We start from the raw sequence: 24,257 nt of genomic DNA on the forward strand, positions 1-24,257 counted from the left end.
GATAATCGGAATTTATCTCATCTAATAACGTGAAATTCGTTTGGCTAAAAACACCCCAGAGAGGGAAAAGTCAGACAGAAAAGGAGTTCAAACAATGTCTCAAACTGCAGAAAAGAAAGCAGAATTAGGTGGCGCAGGCCTTCGTGGTCAAAGCGCAGGAAGCACAGCTTTATGTACTGTCGGAAAAACGGGAACTGGTTTAACTTATCGTGGATACGATATTACTGATCTTGCGAACAACGCACAGTTTGAAGAAGTGGCTCACCTTCTGTTACGCGGTCACTTGCCGAATCAACAAGAACTCGATGCATACAAGACACACCTACTCAGCCTTAGAGGTTTGCCAGCCGAGCTAAAACAAGCTTTAGAGTTAATTCCTGCAAGCGCACACCCAATGGACGTAATGCGCACGGGTTGTTCTGTATTGGGTAACCTAGAGCAAGAAATGAGCTTCGAGGAGCAACTGAAAGCAACCGAACGTATGCTAGCCTTGTTCCCTGCCATCATCTGTTACTGGTACCGCTTTAGTCATGATGGCGTGCGTATCAACACCGAGGATCAGACTGAAGATTGCATCGGTGGTTACTTCTTACGATTACTTACAGACAAAGCGCCATCTGCGCTGCACAAACAAGTGATGCATTGCTCGCTCATTCTTTATGCTGAACATGAGTTTAATGCTTCTACATTCGCAGCACGCGTTTGTGCATCAACGTTGTCAGACATCCATTCTTGTATCACGGCAGCAATCGGTACGCTTCGTGGGCCACTTCACGGTGGTGCGAACGAAGCGGCGATGGAAATGATTGAAGATTGGCAAACGCCCGACGAGGCGGAAGCGAACATCATGAAAATGCTAGCCAATAAAGACAAGATCATGGGATTTGGTCATGCGATTTATCGTGAAAGTGACCCTCGCAACGCCTTAATAAAACGCTGGTCCAAAGAGCTATCGAAACAAGTTGGTGATACACATCTATATGCGGTTTCTGAGCGTGTTGAATCAGTGATGAAACGAGAGAAAGGTCTGTTCTGTAATGCGGACTTCTTCCATGCATCGGCTTACCACTTCATGGACATTCCAACCAAACTATTTACCCCAATCTTTGTGATGAGTCGTTTAACGGGCTGGGCTGCACACGTTTATGAACAGCGTGCCAATAACCGTATTATTCGCCCAAGTGCCGATTATACGGGCCCAGATCATCAAGAATGGGTGCCTATCGAGAATCGCTAGCGCGAAGGTCAACGAGGGCATTATATGCTTTGGTTGACCACCTCCTTCCTTTGTCATTCTCTCTAACAGAGGAAGGAGATCCTCTCATCACTGTGTTTCTGGAGCAATGGAAAACCTTGATGAAGGCAAGATGTAAAGACTGAATGGAAGCAAACCATGAACACAAATATTAATACTCAATATCGTAAGCCGCTTCCGGGAACTCAACTGGATTATTTTGATGCACGCGAAGCCGTCAATGCCATTTCTCCTGGAGCCTATGAAACACTCCCTTATACCTCTCGCGTGCTAGCTGAGCAACTGGTCCGCCGCTGTGACCCGAACACATTGACAGATAGCCTGAAACAGTTAATTGAACGCAAACGCGATCTTGATTTTCCTTGGTATCCAGCACGCGTTGTTTGTCATGACATTCTTGGTCAGACCGCTCTAGTCGATTTAGCGGGTCTGCGCGATGCCATTTCAGATCAGGGCGGTGATCCTGCAAAAGTGAACCCAGTGGTTGAGACACAATTGATCGTTGACCACTCTTTAGCGGTTGAACATGCGGGCTTTGACCCTGATGCCTTCGACAAAAACCGCGCGATTGAAGAGCGCCGTAATGAAGACCGATTCCACTTTATTGAGTGGTGTAAAACAGCGTTTGAAAACGTCAGCGTGATTCCAGCTGGGAATGGCATCATGCACCAAATCAACTTGGAAAAAATGTCTCCTGTGGTACAAGCAAAGCAGGGCATTGCCTACCCTGACACCTGTGTGGGTACGGACAGTCACACGCCTCACGTAGACGCTCTTGGTGTTATTGCGATAGGTGTCGGTGGTCTGGAAGCAGAAACCGTCATGCTTGGCCGACCATCAATGATGCGTCTACCAGATATTGTCGGTGTCAAACTGACGGGTAAACGTCAACCGGGCATTACCGCAACGGATATTGTCCTCGCGATTACTGAGTTTCTTCGTAATGAGCGTGTGGTATCTTCATATCTTGAATTCTTTGGAGAAGGCGCACGTGATCTAACGATCGGAGACCGCGCAACGATTTCAAACATGACACCAGAATACGGCGCAACAGCTGGCATGTTTTATATTGATGAGCAGACCATCAATTACTTGAAACTAACTGGTCGAGATGAAGAACAAGTTGCTTTAGTAGAAAATTACGCAAAACAAACCGGTCTTTGGGCAGACGATCTTGATAGCGCAGTTTACGAGCGCGTACTTGAGTTCGATTTATCATCAGTTAGCCGTAACTTGGCTGGTCCGTCAAACCCTCATCGTCGTTTACCAACTTCTGAGTTGGCACAGCGCGGCATTTCTGGAGCGTGGGAAGAGAAAGAAGGCGAGTTGCCAGATGGTGCAGTGATCATCGCTGCTATTACCTCATGTACGAATACCAGTAACCCAAGAAACGTGGTTGCTGCTGGCCTTGTGGCGAAGAAAGCCAACGAACTTGGTCTTGTACGTAAACCGTGGGTGAAATCGTCTTTTGCTCCGGGTTCTAAAGTTGCACGCTTGTATCTGGAAGAAGCGGGCTTATTACCAGAGCTAGAGAAGCTTGGCTTTGGCATTGTTGGTTACGCATGTACAACTTGTAACGGTATGAGTGGTGCGCTGGATCCAAAAATCCAACAAGAGATCATCGACCGTGATTTATATGCGACAGCGGTGCTTTCTGGTAACCGTAACTTTGATGGTCGAATCCATCCGTACGCCAAACAAGCTTTCTTGGCTTCACCACCATTGGTTGTCGCTTATGCGCTGGCCGGTACCATTCGTTTTGATATCGAGCGCGATGCGCTTGGCACTGACCAACATGGCAAACCAATTTACTTAAATGATTTGTGGCCAAGCGATGAAGAGATCGATGCAGTTGTCGGTACTCATGTTAAACCTGAGCAGTTTAAGCAAGTTTACATTCAGATGTTTAAGCTGAATGATCAAGAGCAAAATCCCAACCCGCTGTACGACTGGCGTCCGATGAGTACCTATATCCGCCGACCACCGTACTGGGAAGGTGCGCTAGCGGGAGAAAGAACATTGTCTGGTATGCGTCCATTGGCGATTCTGGGCGACAACATCACCACTGATCACTTATCACCATCCAACGCGATTCTCGCAAGCAGCGCAGCAGGTGAATACTTAGCGAAAATGGGTGTGCCAGAAGAAGATTTCAACTCTTACGCGACTCACCGTGGTGACCACTTAACGGCGCAACGCGCGACCTTCGCTAACCCAAAGTTGTTCAATGAAATGGTGAAGGAAAACGGCGGAGTCGTGCAGGGATCTCTGGCGCGTGTAGAGCCAGAAGGGCAGGTGGTTCGTATGTGGGAAGCGATTGAAACCTACATGAATCGTAAACAACCATTGATCGTGGTGGCTGGCGCGGATTACGGTCAGGGGTCATCCCGTGACTGGGCAGCAAAAGGCGTTCGACTGGCAGGCGTAGAAGCCATTGTTGCTGAAGGATTTGAGCGTATTCACCGTACTAACTTGGTTGGCATGGGCGTACTACCACTGCAATTCAAGTCGGGCGTTAACCGCAATACGCTAGAGCTGGATGGTACGGAACTTTACGACGTGGTTGGAGAAATCAAGCCGGGCGCTGATTTAGCGCTGGTTATCACACGCAGCAACGGCGATAAAGTCGATGTTCCGGTTACTTGTCGCTTAGATACCGCTGACGAAGTTCACGTGTACAACGCGGGCGGTGTTCTGCAGCGTTTCGCGCAAGATTTCTTGGCACAATAAGGAGTGCGTATGTCAAATAATACTCCGAATCAAACAAGCCAAATAAAAGTGCCCGCGACGTACATGCGTGGCGGCACGAGTAAAGGTGTCTTTTTCAACCTAGAGGATTTACCTCAAGAAGCGCAAGTGGCTGGAGCCGCACGTGACAAACTGTTGCTACGCGTTATTGGCAGCCCTGATCCTTACGCGAAGCAAATTGATGGCATGGGGGGCGCGACGTCAAGCACCAGTAAAACAGTGATTGTTTCGCGCAGCAGCAGAGCCGATCACGATGTTGACTACTTATTTGGTCAAGTGTCGATCGACAAACCATTCGTCGATTGGAGTGGTAACTGCGGCAACTTGTCTGCGGCAGTTGGTCCCTTCGCCATTCATGCTGGGCTGATTCCACAAGATCGCATTCCAGAAAATGGCATTGTGACGGTGCGTGTTTGGCAGGTGAACATCAGCAAAACCATCTTGATTCACGTTCCAATTGTTAATGGTTTTGTCCAGGAAACCGGCGAGTTTGAGCTTGATGGCGTGACGTTTCCAGCCGCTGAGATTCAAGTCGATTTCGTTGACCCTTCTGATGGCGAAGGCAGCATGTTCCCAACAGGCAACTTAGTCGATGATTTAGTGGTACCGGACGTAGGTACGTTTAACGCGACCTTTATTAACGCGGGCATACCAACCATTTTTATTGATGCTGAATCGATAGGATATCAGGGCACCGAGCTGCAAGACGATATCAACAACGATGACACAGCATTAGCGATGTTCGAATCCATCCGCGCATATGGCGCGTTAAAAATGGGCCTGATTTCTGATTTAGAAGAAGCTCAAACACGCCAACATACGCCGAAAATAGCGTTTGTTTCTAAACCGAAAAGTTACCTGTCTTCAAGTGGTAAAGCCGTTAATGAGTCGGATATTGATGTGCTCGTTCGCGCGCTGTCGATGGGCAAGCTACATCATGCAATGATGGGAACAGCAGCCGTTGCTATTGCTTCTGCTGCGTGTGTGCCCGGAACGTTAGTGAATTTAGCCGCTGGTGGCGGTGAAAAAGAGTCCGTGACTTTTGGTCACCCGTCAGGAACGTTAAAAGTTGGGGCACAAGCGAAGCAAACTGAGCAGGGCTGGGTGGTGCAAAAAGCCATTATGAGCCGAAGTGCGAGAATACTGATGGAGGGATTTGTGCGTGTACCCTTCTATGTCTTCGATTAAAAGAGACGATCTTTGGATTAAAAGAGCGATCTTTGAGTAGAACGAGAGCAATGTCAGGACATACTGGAGGAAGCAATATGTCTTCATACGAAAAAGAATACTTATGGGCGAAGAATGAACCGGAGAGTTTTTGGCGCGCTCAAGCGGAGAATCTCGATTGGTTTGAATCTCCTAAAACTATCTTGAAATCTGATGAAAACGGCATAGAACGTTGGTTTCCAGATGGTGTAATGAATACGTGCTGGTTAGCATTAGATTACCATTGCGAGCAAGGACGCGGTGATAATACTGCACTCATTTATGACTCGCCAGTGACAGGTCGTAAAGCCACGTACACCTATAGCGACCTACGTGACCAAGTAGCAAAAATTGCTGGCATGCTGTCTGCTCAAGGTGTTGAAAAAGGCGACCGAGTCGTTATTTATATGCCGATGATCCCAGAAGCCGCAATGGCGATGCTTGCCTGCGCGCGTTTGGGGGCGATTCATTCCGTAGTATTCGGTGGTTTTGCACCTAATGAGCTTGCTGTACGAATTGAAGATGCAGAGCCGAAAGTGATCATGACGGCGTCGTGCGGGATTGAGATCAACAAAGTCATTCCATACAAACCAATGGTAGACAAAGCCATTATGGACAGCCGTTGGAAGCCTGAGAAAGTGTTTGTTTTCCAACGTCCAGAGTGCGACGCTGAGCTAAACCAAGAAAGAGACTTAGATTGGCAGCGAGAGTACAAACAAGCGCTGCCACATGGTTGTGTTCCGGTGTTAGCAACCGATCCGCTCTACATACTTTATACATCGGGCACGACAGGTAAGCCGAAAGGCGTTGTGCGTGATAACGGTGGCCATGCTGTCGCGATGAAGTACTCCATGAGCGCAATCTATAACATTCCTCAAGATGGCGTCTTTTGGGCGGCATCTGATGTGGGCTGGGTAGTAGGGCACTCTTACATTGTTTACGCTCCACTGATTCACGGTTGCACTACTATCCTATTCGAAGGCAAGCCTGTTCGAACACCGGATCCTGGCGCATTTTGGCGAGTGTGTGATGAATATAAAGTAGATGCGTTGTTCTCTGCACCAACGGCGTTTCGTGCGATTAAGAAAGAGGACCCGGAAGGCGAGCACTTAAAACAGCACGACTTGTCGAATCTGAAAACCATCTTTATGGCGGGAGAACGCCTTGACCCTCCGACACTGGAGTGGGTTCAGAGCAAAGCGGACAAGCCCGTTATTGACCACTGGTGGCAAACCGAGACGGGCTGGGCCATCGCTGGCAACCCGACAGGTGTCGAAATGATGCCAGTTAAAGCTGGTTCTTCGACGAAGCCCATTCCGGGTTATCAGGTCGAAATTCTGAATGAACTTGGAGAGGCTGTCGGGCCTAACCAACAAGGCTTTGTCGCATTAAAACGTCCGCTACCACCAAGTTGTCTGCCAACGGTTTGGCGTAATCATGACCGTTTTGAAACTGGTTATCTTAGCCAGTTCCCAGGCTACTACGTGTCAGGTGATGGTGGCTATCTGGATGAAGACGGTTACCTGTTTATTATGGGACGTATTGATGACGTGATTAATGTCGCGGGACACCGATTGTCGACAGGTGAAATGGAAGAAATAGTAGGAGGCCACCCAGCGATTGCAGAATGTGCGGTGGTTGGTATCCACGATGATCTAAAAGGTCAGCTTCCACTTGGTTTTGTGGTACTAAAAGACGGCGTCAAAGTGGATGAGCTAGACCTTGAAGGTGAGCTTGTGGGCAAAGTGCGTAGTGAGATAGGTGCAGTTGCTTGCTTCAAGCATGCGTTGGTTGTAGACCGTTTACCGAAAACACGGTCAGGTAAAATTTTGCGTCGAACTATACGTCAAATAGCTGATGGTGAAAAATACACCGTTCCGTCAACGATTGATGACCCAAGTAGCTTGAACGAAATTGAGCGAGTGCTACGACGCTGATAAAAACTCAATTCTAACTAACCCCTGATCCTCGAACTCTGTAGGTTGGTTCTGCCTCTGTACGTTTATTAAGTACAGGGGCCTTTTTGTTGTTCAAACAGTACAAACGTATCGTGAAAGCATTTGTGACTTGCCAATACGACGTTTTCCTCACAAACTACAGCCATTCCATTTTTAGTGACCCTTTGTATGACCACGTTTGCGATTAAACCTGCGTGTTTTAGCGACCTAGAGTTGCTCAACGATCTTATGTTCGAGCTTCATGATGAGCATCATCTTCAATCTCCTGAGCTTTTCAAAACGGCAGAGGAGATAGAACAAGAAAAAAGCATTGCTCGATATATTGACGACCCTGAGTGCCTTGTTTACGTAGCAAAACAAGGAGATGAAATTATTGGCTTTATTTCTGGTCACTTCTGTGAACTTATTTCTACCGTCAGCCAGCCAGTTATGATGGGAAGCGTGGATGAGCTCTATGTGCTGCCTGAATATCGAAAACAAGGTACGGCGCAGGCTTTGATTAATAAAATTGAGTCAACGTTCTCTGATTACGGTGCAAAACAGATGTTTGTTGAAGTATGGCATTTTAACCAGGGCGCAATATCTTTGTATGAAAAACAAGGATTTGCACATCATATCCACTATTTAAGAAAACCGCTGAACGAATAATCGTATTTAACTTTAATATTGTGATTTAGGTTCATTCGAATTGAAATCATTCAGTTCGTCAATAGACTTTTCTCTATAAGTTGCTCGCAATGTTAATAAATTGATATGCACCCACATTGGTATCGGCGTTTTTGTCTGCTTGTTTATTAGTAGCACGAGGATCGTGCTTACAAAAACAAGAGGACAATATTTTGAAACTAACAAAATCGTTACTTGCTTTAGCCGTTTTGCCAATGTTCGCAAGTGCTGATGATTTGTCACAGACGCAAAATCACACTATCCAACCCCAGATCGTAGGCGGAGTAACTGCCGACCCACGTGACTGGAAATTCTACACCCAAATTGTTAGTCGTTATGGTAACCGATCGTATTGTGGGGCCAGTTATATCGGGAATGGTTACGTCCTGACTGCTGCACATTGTGTTGAGGGTGATTCTCCGAGTCAGATTGCGGTTAAAATCGGTGGCGTTGTTTATAACGGTAGTGATGGTGTTCGTGCAAACGTCAGTGAGATCCATATGCACCCGGCATATCGCCGCGCGACGCTTTCTCATGACCTCGCGGTATTGAAGCTCGACTCTGTGCCTCAAGGTGTTTCTTCAGTTGAGATTGCGAATGGTAGTCTAACGCAATACGCGAGCATCGGAGATTGGCTTAGTGTTGCTGGCTTAGGGCGAACTTCTGAAGGAGGAAGCTCTCCGTCTCGATTGCAAGAGGTTGACGTCCCACTTGTGTCGGATATGACTTGCCGTCAAGCCGGTGGCAACTACACAACGGTTGGAGAAGTGTCATTCTGTGCGGGTATTCCTCAAGGTGGGATAGATTCTTGTCAGGGAGATAGTGGTGGTCCAATCGTTATTAATCGCAGTGGTGTAATCACTCAACTTGGTGTGGTCAGTTGGGGAATAGGTTGTGCTCGTCCTGGTATGTATGGGGTTTATAGCGATATCGCTGCTATGCGCAATTTTGTCGATGGTGTTATCGGAACAGCAACACCACCAAAAGAAAATGTTTCTGTTGGATACACCACCGAACAGACACTGGCATCATTTAATGTTGGGGAGTTACAGCAACATAGCTTTGTTATCCAGAATTCAGGGAGCACCACCTTCACTGTGGAAAATGTTCGCGCGTTTGCTTCGGGTGTTACTGATGCAGCTGTTATTGCCAATGATCAGTGCTCTCAGGCGACGTTAGCAATGAATGCAAGTTGTCGTGTTGATGTTGAATTTGGTGCTACTCAGAGCGGAGAAGCAAGAGTGGCTTTGAACTTCAACGTTGATAAGACCAGCACACAATACCAAGCGTTAGTATCCGCTCAAGCGAAAACGGTGACAACGCCTCCCACAGATAGCTGTACAACTGTATGGCAAGCCAGCTTAGTGTATCTCAAAGGAGATACGGTTACTTGGAATGGTAAAGTTTGGCAAGCGCAGTGGTGGACTCAAGGTGATAATCCAGCAGACTCAGGGCCTTGGGGTGTTTGGCAAAAAGTAGGCGATGCGAATTGCACGTCTAACTAACTATCGGGCCAGTGAACTTGATTCGTTGACCATGAGATAAGATTCATTCTTGGTTTCAACGATCAGTACATAGTTATCATAACTAGGGTTTATTGTTTGCGAATAATAAGCCCTTTTTTATTGTGTCAACTATGAGAACCCACAAAATGTGTATGACTTTGTCCTGACGTTATCTTTATATAACTGGCAGAATTGCGATCAACATTTTATGTTTTGTCTGATTTTTGTCAGGTTTGCATTAAATTATTCTCCAGTGAGCGTTGAGATCAGGTTTTACGCGATCAACTCAGTTTGGCATAACTCGTTACTTAATTTTTGTCGAAAAAGATAAGATTAACTGCCATGATTCATTGGTTATCATTATGTTTATTTAAGGTCATATTTTGTGTTGAGACAGCTGTTATTACTCATCCTTTGTTTTATTTTGTTACCTGTTTCACCGATCTCTACGGCTAAAGCCACTGCGAGCGAAGTTAAAGGAGCGCTCTGTATTGTTCGCGCTGATGACAAGTTAGTGTTAGTTCATGAAGTATTAACGGATAAGATTTCTCTACCTGGCGGAACCATTATTGATGGTGAGTCTCCACAAGTTGCTGCTCAACGAGAAACGTGGGAAGAAACCGGTATAGTGGTTACGGTTGGAGAGGAGCTTGGCAGAACGGACACTGCGGTTTTTTACGACTGTATATCAGACTCTGACATTATCGCTTTTTCTATGAATAATTCTTTAGGTGGAAATGAACTGCCTATTTGGTTTGCCCCTCATTATGGAGTAGAAGTTGCGTCAGCGATGTTGCTTAGCCCATCTGAATTACCATCATCTTTATATCGTTATCCTGAGCAATGGCCACAAGCCACTCAGTTTTTTGATCAAGCTACCAAGCAATCAGTATCTTATGTGACTCAGTTGATCGAATCCGCGCCTTCATTTCGTCAGGTTGAATTGGCGTGGCTGATAGATTTACAGAGTTGGGTAGGGGCGTTGTCAGAAACGAGTTACGAGGTAGCTAGTCAGATCTCGAAACTCGTTATAGATCTGACAGAACCGACGGTACTACTCTTTCTATTTCCTTTTGCCATGATGCGCTTTGGTAGCCGGTTTGTGTACCGACTCTTTTTCGCAATTAGTGCAACGTCGCTTATGGTGCTTGTCGCTCAACAAGGCTTTTCGCTACCGCGCCCACATGTCTATATACCAATGATGGAGTTAACGCACAGCTTTGGCTTTAGTTTTCCTAGCTTGCCTATCGCTGTGTGGTTTTGTGTGCTGACGTTCTTGTTTCATAGAACCCAGTATTTTGGTTTGAATGGAACAACGGCAGTCTTCGTGTTCATCACTCTTACTGTGGTGTTAGGTAAGTTTTTCCTCGGCAGTGCCTTTATTTTAGATATGTTATTTGGCGCGCTGTTAGGCAGCTTGGTGGCTTGGCATGTTCTTCGACTGGAAACAAATCAAGATGTGAACGTTGATCAAGTTCTAAGCTCAAAAGGCGTCTGGTTCATTATGACTGCGGCAACAGCGGTCATCTCCGTCATCTGGCCATTACCTGTGTTTGGTCGCTGGCTAGCAATTTTAATCACTGCATCAGCGTTGGTCATGACATTTAAAGAGTCGAAAGCACATTTAGATACTCGGCAGATGATCTTTGTAACGCTGGCATTGTTGCTTGTTGATCAACTCTATTTGTACTCGGCTATTATCGTATCGTTTAGCGGTTTGTGGTCATTAGTCTTGTCGACGTTACATTATCCATTATTAATGTTGTTATTTATGCTGCTTGCAAGGAAGCTGACTTGTGAAAACCAACCGAGCAAAACGTTGCTAGATTGATGGCTGTATTTGTTATCTATTAGTATTTGAGTAAAAACAAAGCCTTGCATTACAGCAAGGCTTTTACACGTTTAGTCCACGAAAAACGCCGCTTGCCTATCTTGGACGGCTAGGGGTGTTAAACGTAAGAAGCTTAACGCAACAGACATGGCGGAAAGGGCTATGCATTGAGCACGAACTTTTCTATAGCTTTAGCGACACCGTGCTCATCATTACTTGCCGTAATGTAGTCAGCGATTTGCTTGGTTTCTTCCATTGCATTTGCCATCGCGATACCAAGGCCAGCGTATTTCAGCATGTGGTGGTCATTTTCTGCGTCACCCATACAGATAACTTCTTCCGGTTTAATTCCCAGATACTCGGCAATTGCGGCAACACCAATACCTTTGTTGCTCGCAGGGTTAAGAAACTCAAGGAAAAACGGAGCGCTTTGAACAACCGTAAACGCTTCGCGCATTTCAGCTGGCAGTGCTGCTATAACTTCTGTTAGTTTGCTTGGCTCTGCAACCATCATAGCTTTGATGATTGGATGATCGTCTTCTAGTGATTCGAAGTTCATCTCGGTGACATTTAAGCCATTTATCTTTGCTTCAATATCGGTGTAAGAGTTGTGCTCGTTGGTGATTAAACCATGAACTTGACTAAAAGCATGGACGTACGCACCTAGCTCTTCGGCTTTTCGCGCCACCAATTTTGCAGCTTTACCATCTATGATTTGCTGGTGGATGATGTCGTTTGTGCCTACGTTCTTGACCATCGAACCGTTATAGTAAAGAACAAAATCTCGATCGGAATGGATATTCAGTTCGTCGAGCTTGTCTTGCATTCCTTCTAATGGGCGACCAGAAGCGAGAACGACAGTAACGCCTGCTTCTCGAGCTCTTGCGATCGCTTGTTTGTTTTCTTCAGAAATGGCTTTATCACTATTGAGTAGCGTGCCATCCATATCTAGTGCGATCAGTTTATACATCATTTCTTACCTTAAAGTTTTTTGGGAGCTGTCAGTGAATAAGGCTTGGTTTAACGTTAACCAGAAACCTATATTCATTACGCTATGAAACTACAAAATGGTCTATTTTAACAATTAATTTTTGGTTTAAATTGACCTAGACACGCGTGTCCATTATGGTCTTCGCCTCGAAATGTTATGAGTTGAGTGAGTTCTGCGTTGTATAAGCTAAATGAGATGTTTGAAACCATCCAAGGGGAAGGGGTTTTCACTGGAGTCCCTGCTGTTTTTGTTCGGCTTCAAGAGTGTCCGGTTGGTTGCTCATGGTGCGATACCAAACAAACGTGGTATGCAGATGAGAATGATCAACGTCAAATAGGCGATATTCTGGTGAAAACGGAAGATTCTCCGACGTGGTGTGTTGCATCTGCCGAGAACATCGTAGAGCAATATCAACAGCAAGGCTTTAATGCTAAGCATATCGTGATTACTGGTGGAGAGCCTTGTATTTATGATCTGCGCCCTTTAACAAAGGCGTTTGAAGATATGGGGTGCCAATGCCAAATTGAAACCAGTGGCACATCAGAAGTGATTACTTCAGAAAATACGTGGGTGACAGTGTCACCAAAAGTAGCAATGAAAGGTAAATTACCAGTGCTTAATAGCGCATTAGAGCGGGCAAATGAGATTAAGCATCCAGTCGGCACCCAGAAAGACATCGACCACCTTGATGAGCTTTTAGCAAATGCGAACGTAGCGGCTGAGACTATCATTGCACTACAACCAATTAGCCAGAAGCTTCGTGCTACGCAATTGTGTATTGATACGTGTATTGCCCGCAATTGGCGTTTGTCTGTTCAAACTCATAAATATTTGAGTATTGCTTAGACGAGAGGCTCGTCATCATTCGAAGTGGCTTTTCTATCTAATCCCGGTTTCGCGAGTAATGCAGTTGGTAGCTTTGCTATGGAATCATTGTCGATGTATCTAAACAATTTATAGCGTTGTAAAAGCTAAGCAGTGTTGGCTGCTGTGGTGTGGTGCTATCTTTGGTTCGACAATCGTTTCGCATTTAATTGATGCCACCAATCTGGCGGCATCAAAATGAAGCTCTGTTGGCTGGAGTTTCACGCTGAGATAAAACGTTTAGAAGCTAACGCAAAAGGTTTTATCCCAGCGCTATTACCGCTAACAAAGACTATTTGCTCGCTAAGTATTCTTCTAAGCCGCTTTGTCGCAGTAGGCACGCTGGGCATTCACCACAGCCTTTACCAACGATTCCGTTGTAACATGTTAAAGTATTGTTTTGGACAAACTCCAACATATTGTGCTTATCAGCTAGAGCCCAGGTCTCGGCTTTAGTAAGCCACATTAAAGGAGTCTTAATGTTGAAGGCTTTATCCATACCTAAATTGCAAGAGAGATTTAGAGAGCGAATAAAGTTGTCTCGGCAGTCAGGGTAACCACTAAAGTCTGTTTCGCAGACTCCCGTAATGATGTCTTGAATGCCAAGCTGGTAAGCATGGATACATGCGTAAGTAAGAAAGAGAATGTTTCTCCCTGGAACGAATGTATTGGGTACGTTAGCGTCGCTTAAGTCATTAGATACCGGAATGTTGTCTCTTGTCAGCGAGCTTATCGCTAACTCATTAATTGATTTTACATCCAGGACTTTGTGGCTTTTGATGTTAAGTTGCTTACCTAATTCGATAGCGATATCTATTTCATCTGAATGACGCTGGCCATAATCAAACGTTATAGCATGAACTTCATCATATGTATTTAATGCATCGATTAAGCAGGTCGTAGAGTCCTGCCCACCGGAAAAAACCACAAGTGCTTTTGTTGTAGCCATGTTGAACCCTTAGTTATGCTCTTTGATTCTTTGGTATTGATACGTATTCTTAGGCGTTTAATCCCAATTACGTACTCGACTTCGTGGCGATTGCGTCCGCAATCAGCTGGGCTGTGCTCTCAAGCACTCTTTGCTTGTCATCATTTGACAGCTTGTGGAGATTCACAGCAAGTTCAGCGGTGATTTCATCTTCACAAAAAAAATAGTTTAGAGGCACGTTTAGCTCATCTGCGATAAGTTTGAGCGTTTTTACGTCGGGAGTATGGCGCTCCCTTTCGTATTGATTCATCCTTGCACTTGCAGAACTATCATCCATGCCGATACGGATGCCCAGTGCTTTTTGGGACAGATTCGCTTGTTTACGCGCATGCTTAAGGCGGGCTGGGAGTGGATTATTAAACAACACTTAATGTTCATACGAAGGACTTGGATGACTAAGATTATCTTAGTTTTTCTGATTTGTGTATACTAAGTAATGCTTAGTTATTGCCGAGGTCGCCAAGGCCGTGTATGTATAGCTAAACAAGATTTCGTATCTTTAGGTTGATTAAGTGACGTTGAATCTACTTCTTCAAAAACTGCCGTATGAAGCAGTGGGAGGAGCGAGTAAGGCACGAGAAACCGCAGCGATTTGTAGAGCAGAATTTGCTCTTCCCATAAACGTAGTCGTCTAAGTTGAAGAGCAATATTGTTCTTGATGATCAACTATATACTTAAGTAAATAACTGTGTCGCACAATAGATCAGAGCTGCTGCTAAGCTCATATTGATGACTTTGCCATATCTCTGGAAATGCGATTGAAGTAGCTTTCCTGCAACGGCCCAAACTACGTTGCTAAGAAGTGCGATCAAAGCAAGAATGAGGCTAGTCGCTAAGATCCAGTAGATATTCTGAGTGTGGGGCAGTACGAACGTAGAAATAGAGGTAATTCCATAAAGAATGATTTTCACATTAACGAACTGCAAACCGAAACCTGTTAAGAAACTGATACCTTTAGAATTATCCGATGAAGTTTTGATCTCACTCGTAGCAAGCCCCCAAGCCAACCAAACAATATAAGCTGCTCCAATCCATGTTAGCCAAGGTGTAATCACGGGCAAGAGGCTGATCATGTTATACGTGAAAGCGCCACAAAGTAGCATCAAAACAACATAACCACAAAACATCCCCGAAATCACTTTTGTTGAGCGTTTTAGTCCATATTGCGTCGCGATGCTGAGCGATAAAATGTTGTTTGGCCCTGGTGTAATTGAAGTAATGATTACGTAAGTAAAAAATGCGGTGTAGATGGCGGTCATCTCTATCTCTCCTGTTTTTACTGCACTATACTTCGCTACAATTGATTAAAAAATTGAATAAATTAAAACTTAGACTTTTAATTTATTGAACTGTTGGTTGTGGAGTCTAGTCATGAATCTAAAACGCTTTCTTACTTTTAAAGCTATTGTTGAAGAAGGATCGTTTCTAAAAGCGTCACAGAAGCTTTATTGCACGCAATCAACCGTCACCTTTCAAATCAAGCAGTTGGAACAAGATCTGTCTTTGCAGCTGTTCGAAAAAATAGGGCGTAAGATGGTTTTGACTCAAGCAGGAGAAAAGATACTGCCTTACGTCTATGAACTGGCGCGAGTGATGGAAAATATTGAGGGAACAGCACAGCAAGAAAACTCGGAGCCGACCGGTGAATTGAAAGTGCTGGTTGCTGAGACTCAACTTGCTTATAAGATGGCTAATGTTTTAAAAGAGTTCAGGATCAGAGCGCCCAATGTCAGACTCTCTCTGCAATCACAAAATTGCTATCAGATTCGAGATGAGTTGATAGCGGATAAAGCTGATTTAGGTGTGTTTTATCGAGTAGGTAATGACGATACGCTCAAGGTCCACGAGTTTGAGCAGGAGCCACTGGTATTGGTTGCTTCGCCGCTTTTAAAAGGGCTAGATTTAAAGAAGAGAGAGCAACATATTGATTTAGGGTTTATAAGCAATGGCCCTAAGTGCCTTTTTCGACAGATGTTTGAGAGCATTATTCAAGAGCGTGATATTAGCATCGACAACATGATCGAACTTAGCAGTATTAATACGATCAAAAATTGCGTTGAGAGTAATATTGGTATCTCTTACTTACCTCGTTTTACGGTTGAAAAAGAGTTGCAAGAGGGCAGTTTACAAGAGCTTGAGTTCACCGAGTTTTCACAGATGATCAAGCCACTCTGTGCTTATCATGCTGGGAAGTGTGTGACGCCGGCGATGGAAGTCTTTATTGATTGTATGCGTAACGAGTATGAACGGCTTTCTACTCAGAGTCGGTGATCTTTAATATGTTCTATCTGACATAGTTTCGTTTTTACTCCTTTTTATTTTTAAGTGGCTACTTCTAATTTATTGATTTTTATTGCTTTATTTTGAATCCGACTGTTGTGGGATGATAAATGGGATCTGATGCGAAGAGCTATTTATTGACGGAAAGAGATAAGATATAAAAACGACGGCGTGTGATAACTAGATTAGATAAGGTTACATAATTAACAGTGTAATAAATTCCATTCTTTATGGATTATTTTCAACGAGACTTAATTGTTACGGTTCGTTATTATTAACTCGTTAACGCATCCATTGCTAGGAAGTTAACTTACGCATATTGTTTTTTTCATCATTTGCAGCAAATATAATTTGCTGCTTTTTTTTAGCCAAAAAAGTTCAAAGCTTGAACTACAAGCTATGAACTTTTATTTATACTTAGTGGTTTTCTACTTTAATAAGTAAAACACCGTTTAAAAGTATCGCGTAACCTAGTAACTCTAAGCTTTCTTCGACCAAGTTTTTCACGTCTCTATTGTATGAGTTCCCCATAAACTCGACCCAAAAATCACCATACCCTGCAAAGCGTGAGAATAAGAAAACAATGAAAAAGCCAATCGTTAATGTCGTGAAGCTAGAATGAGAAATGAAAAGTTTGACCTCATTTTTTATGTTGACTATGTTGTTAAAACAAAAATAACAGACCGATACTATTATAATCCAAGCAGGGTACTTCCATGAACCGTGAGAGAAATACTGCTCTATGTGGTAGTCCATTTCTCTAACGAATATAACCATAAAAAATGAAGACATTATTACTAATATGTGTTTGAGTTCAAGATATTCCTTAGATTTATACAAACACATTAACGATGAAAAAAGCACAAATGCTATTTGAGTAATTTCTATAAGAGAGTTCTCCGATGTGCTTTTGTCCATTTGTACGCTAAAATAAATCGTTGCTAACGTGTAAATAACCAAAAAAATAAGATATGATATTTTATATACTAACAAACTAGTGACCGAGGTGTGTTTTTCTTTAATATACATCGTAACTTGTATAGGTGATGGATTTGTTAGTATTATAAATCAAGAATGTTTTATATTTAGTGAATTAAGCGCCATTTAGAATGGAACTTAATTCACCTAACATTAAACTTCTATGAATCTTAAATTTTCCTGTTTTAACTTATTGATTTTATTTGATGTTTTATTTGCTGTTAATTTTGGTTAAATAGAATCACCTAGCTTTTATTGAAATGCTTTTCCCATATTGGTGGTATGCCAATTTCTTCTTGAACGATATCAATGAATGCCCTAACCAATGGTGATTGCTGACGGTGTGAGTACATGGCATAAATATCACCAAAATCTTGAGTTTCATATTCTGGTAAAAGTTGAACTAAATTAGAAGACTCTAGGTTGTTAGGGAGCATAAATTGACCTATAAGTGCTGCGCCCAGACCTGACTTTACGCTTTCAATTATTAGCTCAGCTTCATTTACCATGTATGACCCTGATATTGGGTATGTATCTAAACCATCTGATTTTGCTTTGTCGTAGAATTTAAGTTTATCGACAATAAAATTACCATTTGAATAAATAATAAAAGGTAGCTTAACTAACTCATCAGGCGTTTCTGGGTTACCATGTTTTTCAATTAAATTTCGAGAAGCAATGATTGCAGTCGTATTTTTTGCTAATTTTCTTGCTACCATTGATGAATCCCTCATAGGTCCGATTCGAAAAGCAATATCAAAATTACTTCTAATCACGTCTACATGAAGATCATCTAGCATTAGTTCAACACTTGCTTTTGGGTACTTATGTAAAAACTTCTCTATCGAAGGTTGTAGATAGAGTTTTCCAAATAATGTTGAGCTTGAAATTCGTACTTTCCCTGAAGGCTCAGTCTGAAAGTTCTCCGCTATTTGTTGAGTATCATCAAGGAGTTGAGATATTTGGTCTGCTTTTTCTACTATTTGCTTGCCGACTTGTGTTAATGAAAGAGAGCGAGTCGTTCTGTTTAATAGCCTAACGCCTAAGTGCTCTTCTAACTGCTTGATGTGTTTAGACAAAACAGAGCGGTCGATATTCATCCCATCTGCTGCTTTTGCAAAAGATCCAGCTTTAGAGACTTCTAAAAGCAGGTGTAGTTTATTTGCTAAATCCACAATGTTTATCCACGTTAGATATTAGCGTATTAGTTTCATGTATAACTTCTGCTCTGTCTAGAAATTATTAATATACTTAATAACCAAAAGAAAAGGGAGCAATAGCTCCCTTTAGTATGAATTTAAATGAGTATTTATATTATGGTTATAGTGTTTGACGTTTTTTGTTTCGACTCACTAACATGTAAAAAACAGGTGTGAGTAGTAATCCAAATACCGTTACGCCTACCATACCCGAGAATACAGCAATACCCATTGCTTGTCGCATTTCCGCTCCGGCCCCTGTACCAATCATTAATGGAATAACACCAGCGGTAAATGCAATTGATGTCATTAGAATCGGTCGAAGACGTAAACGACATGCTTCCAAAATCGCTGATAAGGTATCTTGGCCATTGTCTTTAAGTTCTTTAGCGAACTCCACCATCAAGATGGCATTTTTACACGCTAGAGCCACAAGGACAATCAAAGCAATTTGTGTGAATATATTGTTGTCACCACCAATGAACCAAACACCTGCTAGTGCAGAAAAAATGGTCATAGGAACGATCAAAATGATAGCGAATGGCAGTTTTAAACTCTCGTACTGCGAAGCTAGCACCATGAAAACTAACAAAACAACAAGTGGGAATATATACACCATCGTGTTACCAGCCAAAATCTGCTGGTAGGTTACATCAGTCCATTCATAAACCATTCCCTCTGCTAGGTTTTGATCCAGTACTTCCTCAATAGCCGTTTGGGCTTGGTCAGAACTGTAACCAAAAGCAGGACTGCCGTTTAGTTCTGCACTAGGGTAGCCGTTATAGTGCATCACGCGGTCAGGCCCAATCGTGGGTATGATCTCCAGTACAGCGCCGAGAGGAACCATTTGTCCGGCAGCATTTCTTACTTTGTAGTTAAGTATTTGGTCAGGTTCGAGACGATAGTTCATGTCTGCCTGGGCATTCACTTTGTATGTTCTACCAAACATATTGAAGTCATTGACGTATAATGATCCTAAATAAACTTGAAGCGCATCAAAAACCTGCTCTAGAGGAACACCTTGCAGCATCGCTTGTTCACGATCTATTTGGATGTCCATCTGCGGCACTTGTATACGAAATGTGGAATATAATCCCATCAGCTCGGGTCTTGTTGATGCCTCACTTATTACCAAGTTCAATTGCTTGAAGAGCTCATCAAACCCCTTGTTCGCTCGGTCTTCGATTTGAAGTTTAAAGCCGCCAGTAGAGCCAAGTCCTTGGATTGGTGGTGGTGGAAAAATCGCAACGAAGGCTTCATCAATGATTGAAAAGCTCTTATTCAAAGATGCAACAATCGCATTTGCTCCGAGAGTTGGATCATTTCGTTTATCGAAGTCCTCAAGCGTAACAAAAACGATGCCACTATTCGGACTGTTAGTAAAACCATTGACCGATAAGCCTGGGAAAGAAATGGTTTGTGCTACGCCAGGTGTTGCCAGCGCGAGGTTTTCCATTTCTTTAATAACGGACTCTGTTCGATCTAAACTTGCTGCATCTGGAAGTTGGGCGATCGCAACTAAATACTGCTTATCTTGTTGAGGAATGAATCCTCCAGGAACTGCTTTGAATAGAGAAGCCGTTCCCCCGAGTAACGCAATGTATACCACCACAACAACAAGGCTAAAGCGAATCAGCTTCTTGACCAGAGCTTGATATTGGTTCGAGCTGTACTCAAAAATTCTATTGAATGGCGCAAAAACATACTTACCAAAAACCGCATCCAATAGCTTGGTTAGCCGATCGGGTTTTGCGTTCTTATCTTGTAATAGCAGTGCTGATAAAGCAGGCGATAACGTCAACGAGTTAATTGCTGAAATAATCGTCGAGATCGTAATTGTTAGTGCGAACTGCTTATAAAACTGACCGGATAACCCTGTAATAAAGGTCGTCGGGATGAACACCGCACATAACACTAAAGCAATTGCAATAATTGGCCCGGTAACTTCGGTCATTGCTTGTTTCGTTGCTTCTAGTGGTGCAAGGCCATTATGGATGTTCCGTTCCACGTTTTCGACGACGACAATGGCGTCATCGACGACGATGCCTATGGCGAGAACAAGTCCAAACAACGAAAGTGTGTTAATCGATACTCCGAGCATTTGCATTACAGCGAACGTACCGATTAATGAAACAGGCACCGCAATGATAGGGATGATAGACGCGCGCCATGTTTGCAAAAACAAAATGACTACGACAACAACAAGTACAATTGCCTCTAGCAGAGTATGAACCACCGCGTCTATCGAACCACGAACAAAGACGGTCGGGTCGTAGGCTATTTCATATGAAACTCCAGCTGGAAAGGCTGTTTGTAAACGGTCCATGGTTGAACGAACCTGATTAGATAGCTCAATAGCATTAGCACCAGGGCGCTGGAATACGGGCATCGCCACCGCTGGTTTACCATTTAACAAGGCGCGCAGTGCATAAGAGTTTTGACCTAGCTCTACGCGTGCAACGTCTTTAAGACGTGTCAAAGCCCCTGTTTCGTCAACTTTTACTACAATGTCGTTGAATTCATCAATATTCTCCAAGCGGCCTTTTACGTTCAACAAAACTTGGAATTGGTTTTCATTAGCGGCTGGTTGCGCACCTAATGAGCCTGCTGCCACCTGTTGGTTTTGAGATCGGACGGCGGAGACAACGTCCATTACGGTTAGATTTCTAGAAGCGAGCTCATCTGGATTTAACCACAAGCGCATTGAGTACTCGTCACCACCGAAAAGGCGCACATCACCAACGCCTCCGAGCCGAGCTATCTCATCTTTCAAGTTTAAATTAGCGTAGTTAGCTAAATAACTGACTTCACGGCTAGAATCTGGAGAATATATATGCACAACCATGGTGAGATCAGGAGAGGCTTTTTCGGCAACAACTCCTAACCGTTGGACGGCTTCTGGTAACCGGGGCAAAGCTGTAGTGACGCGATTTTGAATTTGAACCTGAGCTTTGTCCAAGTCCGTACCTAAAGCAAAGGTTACGGTCAATGTCATTCTGCCGTCACTGGTTGCCTGTGAAAACATATATAACATGTTTTCTGTACCATTAATTTCTTGCTCCAGAGGCGTAGCAACTGTTTCTGCGATTACTTTTGGGTTCGCACCAGGATAGTTTGCTGTAACTACTACTGTAGGAGGGACAACCTCTGGATATTCACTCACAGGCAACTGCAAAAGTGAAATTGCGCCTACTATTAATATCAATAGCGATAACATAGAGGCAAATATGGGTCTTTGAATAAAAAAGTGTGCAAATTTCATTCGGTTGTCTTCTTAGTCTTGAGCTAAACGTTTGTTTGGCAACGATGTTGAGTTTGAAGCCATAATCAATGAAGTATTGCTAATATCTAGCGTGACATTTTTTGGTGTGACTTTGCTATTTGGGCCAACTTTTGCTGGGCCATTTACCGCAATAATTGAGTCGGCGTTCAAGCCATTCTCGATAGCACGAAATGTTCCGTAACGTTCGCCTAAGGTTACGATGCTGTATTGCAACGTATTCTCTTCATTGAGTGTTAATACAAAGCGGTTTTCTAGATCTGTGCCAATAGAACGCTCTGGAACGAGAACTCGTTCAACTGGTTTGGTTGTTGATATCTGAACTCGGCCAAACGATCCCACTTTTAAGTTTGATTTTGTTGCATCGAATACCGCTCGAACCTGCAAAGTACCGGTGTTTTCGTTGATGGAGTTGTCGACAAAGTCAACGCGTCCAAAAAACACCTGCCCATTTTGTCCAGATAGTTCAAGACGAGTAGGTAAGTTAGAGTCGGCATTGATTGTCGAGAAGTAACGGTTCCAAGTTCGCTCATCGACATCAAAGTATGCATATACCTGATCGTTAGAGACAATGTTTGATATAACGCTTTGATTTGCGTTTACATTGTTTCCTTTAGTAATGAATGCTCTTGAAATAGTGCCGCTAATAGGGGCATATATCTTCGTAAACTCAAGATCTAACTTTGCGGATTCTAACTGAGCACGCAAGGCCATTAGTTCTGCAGAGCGTTGCTTTACTGCGGTATCTCGGGCCTCTGCTTGTTCCGCTGAGATGGCTTTTCGCTTAACCAGTTGGGCGGCTCTCTTTTGTTCGTTTGCTGCTTGCTCTAGCGCAGCTCGAGCACTCTTAACTTGCGCTTCAAGTCGTGAGACCTGAGCTTTGAAGGTTCGATCATCAAGAGTGACGAGTAAGTCACCTTTGTTGACACTCTGTCCGTCTTTGAATTCTACCGTTTCAATAACTCCGGAAACGCGTGGCATTAAAGAAACTTTCTCTGGGGCTTGAAGCCTTGTTGTAAAGGTGAACCACGATTGAACGGGCTCATAGATGACTTTGGAGACGTCTATCGTAGGTAAGGGAGTATTAGGTTGTTTGGTTATCTCTTCGTCTGCACAAGCAGCTAAAACGGATAAAAGGCCAATGCCGAAAACTTTCTTTAACATTTGTCGCGCCCTAAATGATTCTGTTCATACTAAAAGGAACGGCATTGTATTCATTGTACCTATGGGTAAATAGGCCCTCAGCGAACATAGAGTAGTGATAAAAATGCACGATTAAATATTGGTCAAAATGCTCACTTTTTGGTTTGAAAAAGGTCAGTTTAGGGTTTTAAAGACGTGGAGTATTGTTAAATGTAATAAGCCATAATAGATAGGAATAACTAAACAGAAGCTAAAGATAGCGACGAAAATTAAAGCGTTTTTAATTCGTGCATTATTTGCAATTCACTGATGCAATTTGAACCATAAAAAATTGAAATTAATTTTGTAAAATCCATTTCCCATCACATAAAGAATAAAAACTAAATAAGGAATTGTGCAGTGGATCTCGCAAGCCAACTTGAATTACTACTGGATGTCTCTGAATACGGAACTTTTGCTAAGGCTGCTGACAGAAATCATATAGATCGTTCAGCTTTGTCAAAACAGATCAAAAAGCTAGAGGATGAATTGGGCTTACGGCTGTTAAACCGTTCCACGCGTTCGCTATCCCTGACCAATGCAGGTGTTGAGATGGTGGCGCAAGCCAAGAAAGTAAGAGAGGTTCTAACCGAAACTCGTAGTATTGCTGCTACATTTCAGGATGAACCGAAGGGTAACTTGAAAATATCAAGCTCCACTTTCTTTGGCAGAGCATACTTAAATCAGGCAGTTAAAGAGTTTATAAAACAGTACCCAAACATTACTGTAGAGCTGCTGCTCGATGATAATCGAGTCGATGTTATCCACGAAGGTTTTGATGTTGTGTTTCGTATCGGACCAATCCGAGAGTCCAACATGATAGTACGTAAGTTGGCAAGTAATAATATGGCACTGGTTGCATCGAAGAGTTTTATTGACAAGTATGGAACCCCGAGCTCTCCAGAAGAGCTTATAAAAATGCCAGCAGTAATATACTCTAATGCTAACTTTAAGGCGGATAAGCTACGTATAGCGCCAAGCCAGTCATCAAGCGACGTTAGAACGTATAATATCAATGGGCAGTACTTCGTTAATGAAACTGAGTTAATGCTCGATGCCGTAAAATCTGATTTAGGGTATGCTTTAATTGGGCAGTTCTTTCTTCAGGAGAGTTTGAGTAAACAAGATCTTGTACAGTTGCTTCCTGATTATAATCTTCCCGCAATAGGGGAAATATATGCAATGTATACTCACCGAAATCAACAACCATTAGCCAAACTGTTCATTGATACTGTTCAAAAAATAATAGGGACGCCTCCTGTTTGGATGGATTATCTCAACTAATATGAGTACTAGGACATAATGTTTTAGATTGAGGGCTTGTTT

At 43.3% G+C, this 24,257-nt stretch carries 17 protein-coding genes; 10 read left to right on the forward strand and 7 right to left on the reverse strand.

The window, feature by feature from the left end; genetic code table 11:
- Positions 1 to 94: 94 nt before the first annotated feature.
- From prpC to J4N40_RS08190, 7 genes are all read left to right on the forward strand, one after another.
- The gene (prpC, locus tag J4N40_RS08160) at positions 95 to 1,237 is read left to right on the forward strand and encodes a bifunctional 2-methylcitrate synthase/citrate synthase (protein WP_005377283.1); all 1,143 of its coding nucleotides are present in this window, start codon (positions 95 to 97) and stop codon (positions 1,235 to 1,237) included.
- A gap of 156 nt (positions 1,238 to 1,393) precedes the next feature.
- A complete protein-coding gene (acnD, locus tag J4N40_RS08165) occupies positions 1,394 to 3,985 on the forward strand; it encodes a Fe/S-dependent 2-methylisocitrate dehydratase AcnD (RefSeq protein ID WP_250654459.1) in 2,592 nt (863 codons plus the stop codon).
- Positions 3,986 to 3,994: 9 nt separating this feature from the next.
- The gene (prpF, locus tag J4N40_RS08170) at positions 3,995 to 5,191 is read left to right on the forward strand and encodes a 2-methylaconitate cis-trans isomerase PrpF (RefSeq protein ID WP_005377286.1); all 1,197 of its coding nucleotides are present in this window, start codon (positions 3,995 to 3,997) and stop codon (positions 5,189 to 5,191) included.
- A 77-nt stretch (positions 5,192 to 5,268) separates the two neighbouring features.
- Complete coding sequence (locus J4N40_RS08175) at positions 5,269 to 7,146, forward strand: propionyl-CoA synthetase (protein WP_005377288.1); 1,878 nt, start codon at positions 5,269 to 5,271, stop codon at positions 7,144 to 7,146.
- Positions 7,147 to 7,335: 189 nt separating this feature from the next.
- Positions 7,336 to 7,815 carry a GNAT family N-acetyltransferase gene (locus J4N40_RS08180; protein ID WP_005377290.1) on the forward strand — a complete coding sequence of 160 codons (480 nt, stop codon included), beginning with the start codon at positions 7,336 to 7,338 and terminating at the stop codon, positions 7,813 to 7,815.
- A gap of 191 nt (positions 7,816 to 8,006) precedes the next feature.
- Positions 8,007 to 9,338 (forward strand): trypsin-like serine protease, encoded by a 1,332-nt coding sequence (locus tag J4N40_RS08185; protein WP_005377291.1) that lies wholly within the window; start codon positions 8,007 to 8,009, stop codon positions 9,336 to 9,338.
- A gap of 385 nt (positions 9,339 to 9,723) precedes the next feature.
- Positions 9,724 to 11,169 carry a bifunctional NUDIX hydrolase/phosphatase PAP2 family protein gene (locus J4N40_RS08190; RefSeq protein WP_005377292.1) on the forward strand — a complete coding sequence of 482 codons (1,446 nt, stop codon included), beginning with the start codon at positions 9,724 to 9,726 and terminating at the stop codon, positions 11,167 to 11,169.
- A 160-nt stretch (positions 11,170 to 11,329) separates the two neighbouring features.
- Here the strand turns inward: J4N40_RS08190 and J4N40_RS08195 are convergent, their stop codons facing one another.
- Positions 11,330 to 12,139 (reverse strand): Cof-type HAD-IIB family hydrolase, encoded by an 810-nt coding sequence (locus J4N40_RS08195; protein WP_005377294.1) that lies wholly within the window; start codon positions 12,137 to 12,139, stop codon positions 11,330 to 11,332.
- A 216-nt stretch (positions 12,140 to 12,355) separates the two neighbouring features.
- On the opposite strand from J4N40_RS08195, the gene queE reads away from it, so the two are divergent.
- Positions 12,356 to 13,006, forward strand: coding sequence for a 7-carboxy-7-deazaguanine synthase QueE (queE, locus tag J4N40_RS08200; RefSeq protein WP_053307054.1), 651 nt, complete (start codon positions 12,356 to 12,358; stop codon positions 13,004 to 13,006).
- 310 nt (positions 13,007 to 13,316) lie between these two features.
- Here queE and queC read toward each other — a convergent pair whose 3' ends face one another.
- The 3 genes from queC to eamB form a co-directional block, all read right to left on the reverse strand.
- A complete protein-coding gene (queC, locus tag J4N40_RS08205; RefSeq protein ID WP_005377298.1) occupies positions 13,317 to 13,973 on the reverse strand; it encodes a 7-cyano-7-deazaguanine synthase QueC in 657 nt (218 codons plus the stop codon).
- A 67-nt stretch (positions 13,974 to 14,040) separates the two neighbouring features.
- Positions 14,041 to 14,379 (reverse strand): helix-turn-helix domain-containing protein, encoded by a 339-nt coding sequence (locus J4N40_RS08210; protein ID WP_005388200.1) that lies wholly within the window; start codon positions 14,377 to 14,379, stop codon positions 14,041 to 14,043.
- A 307-nt stretch (positions 14,380 to 14,686) separates the two neighbouring features.
- Positions 14,687 to 15,271 carry a cysteine/O-acetylserine transporter gene (gene eamB / locus J4N40_RS08215; RefSeq protein ID WP_115386016.1) on the reverse strand — a complete coding sequence of 195 codons (585 nt, stop codon included), beginning with the start codon at positions 15,269 to 15,271 and terminating at the stop codon, positions 14,687 to 14,689.
- Positions 15,272 to 15,383: 112 nt separating this feature from the next.
- On the opposite strand from eamB, the gene J4N40_RS08220 reads away from it, so the two are divergent.
- Positions 15,384 to 16,283 carry a LysR family transcriptional regulator gene (locus J4N40_RS08220; RefSeq protein ID WP_033906147.1) on the forward strand — a complete coding sequence of 300 codons (900 nt, stop codon included), beginning with the start codon at positions 15,384 to 15,386 and terminating at the stop codon, positions 16,281 to 16,283.
- 1,232 nt (positions 16,284 to 17,515) lie between these two features.
- Here J4N40_RS08220 and J4N40_RS08225 read toward each other — a convergent pair.
- The 3 genes from J4N40_RS08225 to J4N40_RS08235 all read right to left on the reverse strand — a co-directional run bounded on the left by J4N40_RS08225 (position 17,516) and on the right by J4N40_RS08235 (position 22,913).
- Positions 17,516 to 18,445, reverse strand: coding sequence for a LysR family transcriptional regulator (locus J4N40_RS08225; protein ID WP_025768139.1), 930 nt, complete (start codon positions 18,443 to 18,445; stop codon positions 17,516 to 17,518).
- Positions 18,446 to 18,590: 145 nt separating this feature from the next.
- On the reverse strand, positions 18,591 to 21,731 hold the full coding sequence (locus tag J4N40_RS08230; RefSeq protein ID WP_025768140.1) for an efflux RND transporter permease subunit: 3,141 nt from the start codon (positions 21,729 to 21,731) through the stop codon (positions 18,591 to 18,593).
- 12 nt (positions 21,732 to 21,743) lie between these two features.
- Entirely contained in the window at positions 21,744 to 22,913 is a 1,170-nt protein-coding gene (locus tag J4N40_RS08235; protein WP_025768141.1) for an efflux RND transporter periplasmic adaptor subunit, read from the reverse strand.
- Positions 22,914 to 23,291: 378 nt separating this feature from the next.
- Between J4N40_RS08235 and J4N40_RS08240 the strand changes: the two genes are divergently transcribed.
- Complete coding sequence (locus tag J4N40_RS08240; protein ID WP_005377321.1) at positions 23,292 to 24,215, forward strand: LysR family transcriptional regulator; 924 nt, start codon at positions 23,292 to 23,294, stop codon at positions 24,213 to 24,215.
- Positions 24,216 to 24,257 lie beyond the last annotated feature (42 nt).

Origin of the sequence: Vibrio sp. SCSIO 43097 (genome assembly GCF_023650755.1) — a bacterium.
GTDB lineage: Bacteria > Pseudomonadota > Gammaproteobacteria > Enterobacterales > Vibrionaceae > Vibrio > Vibrio alginolyticus.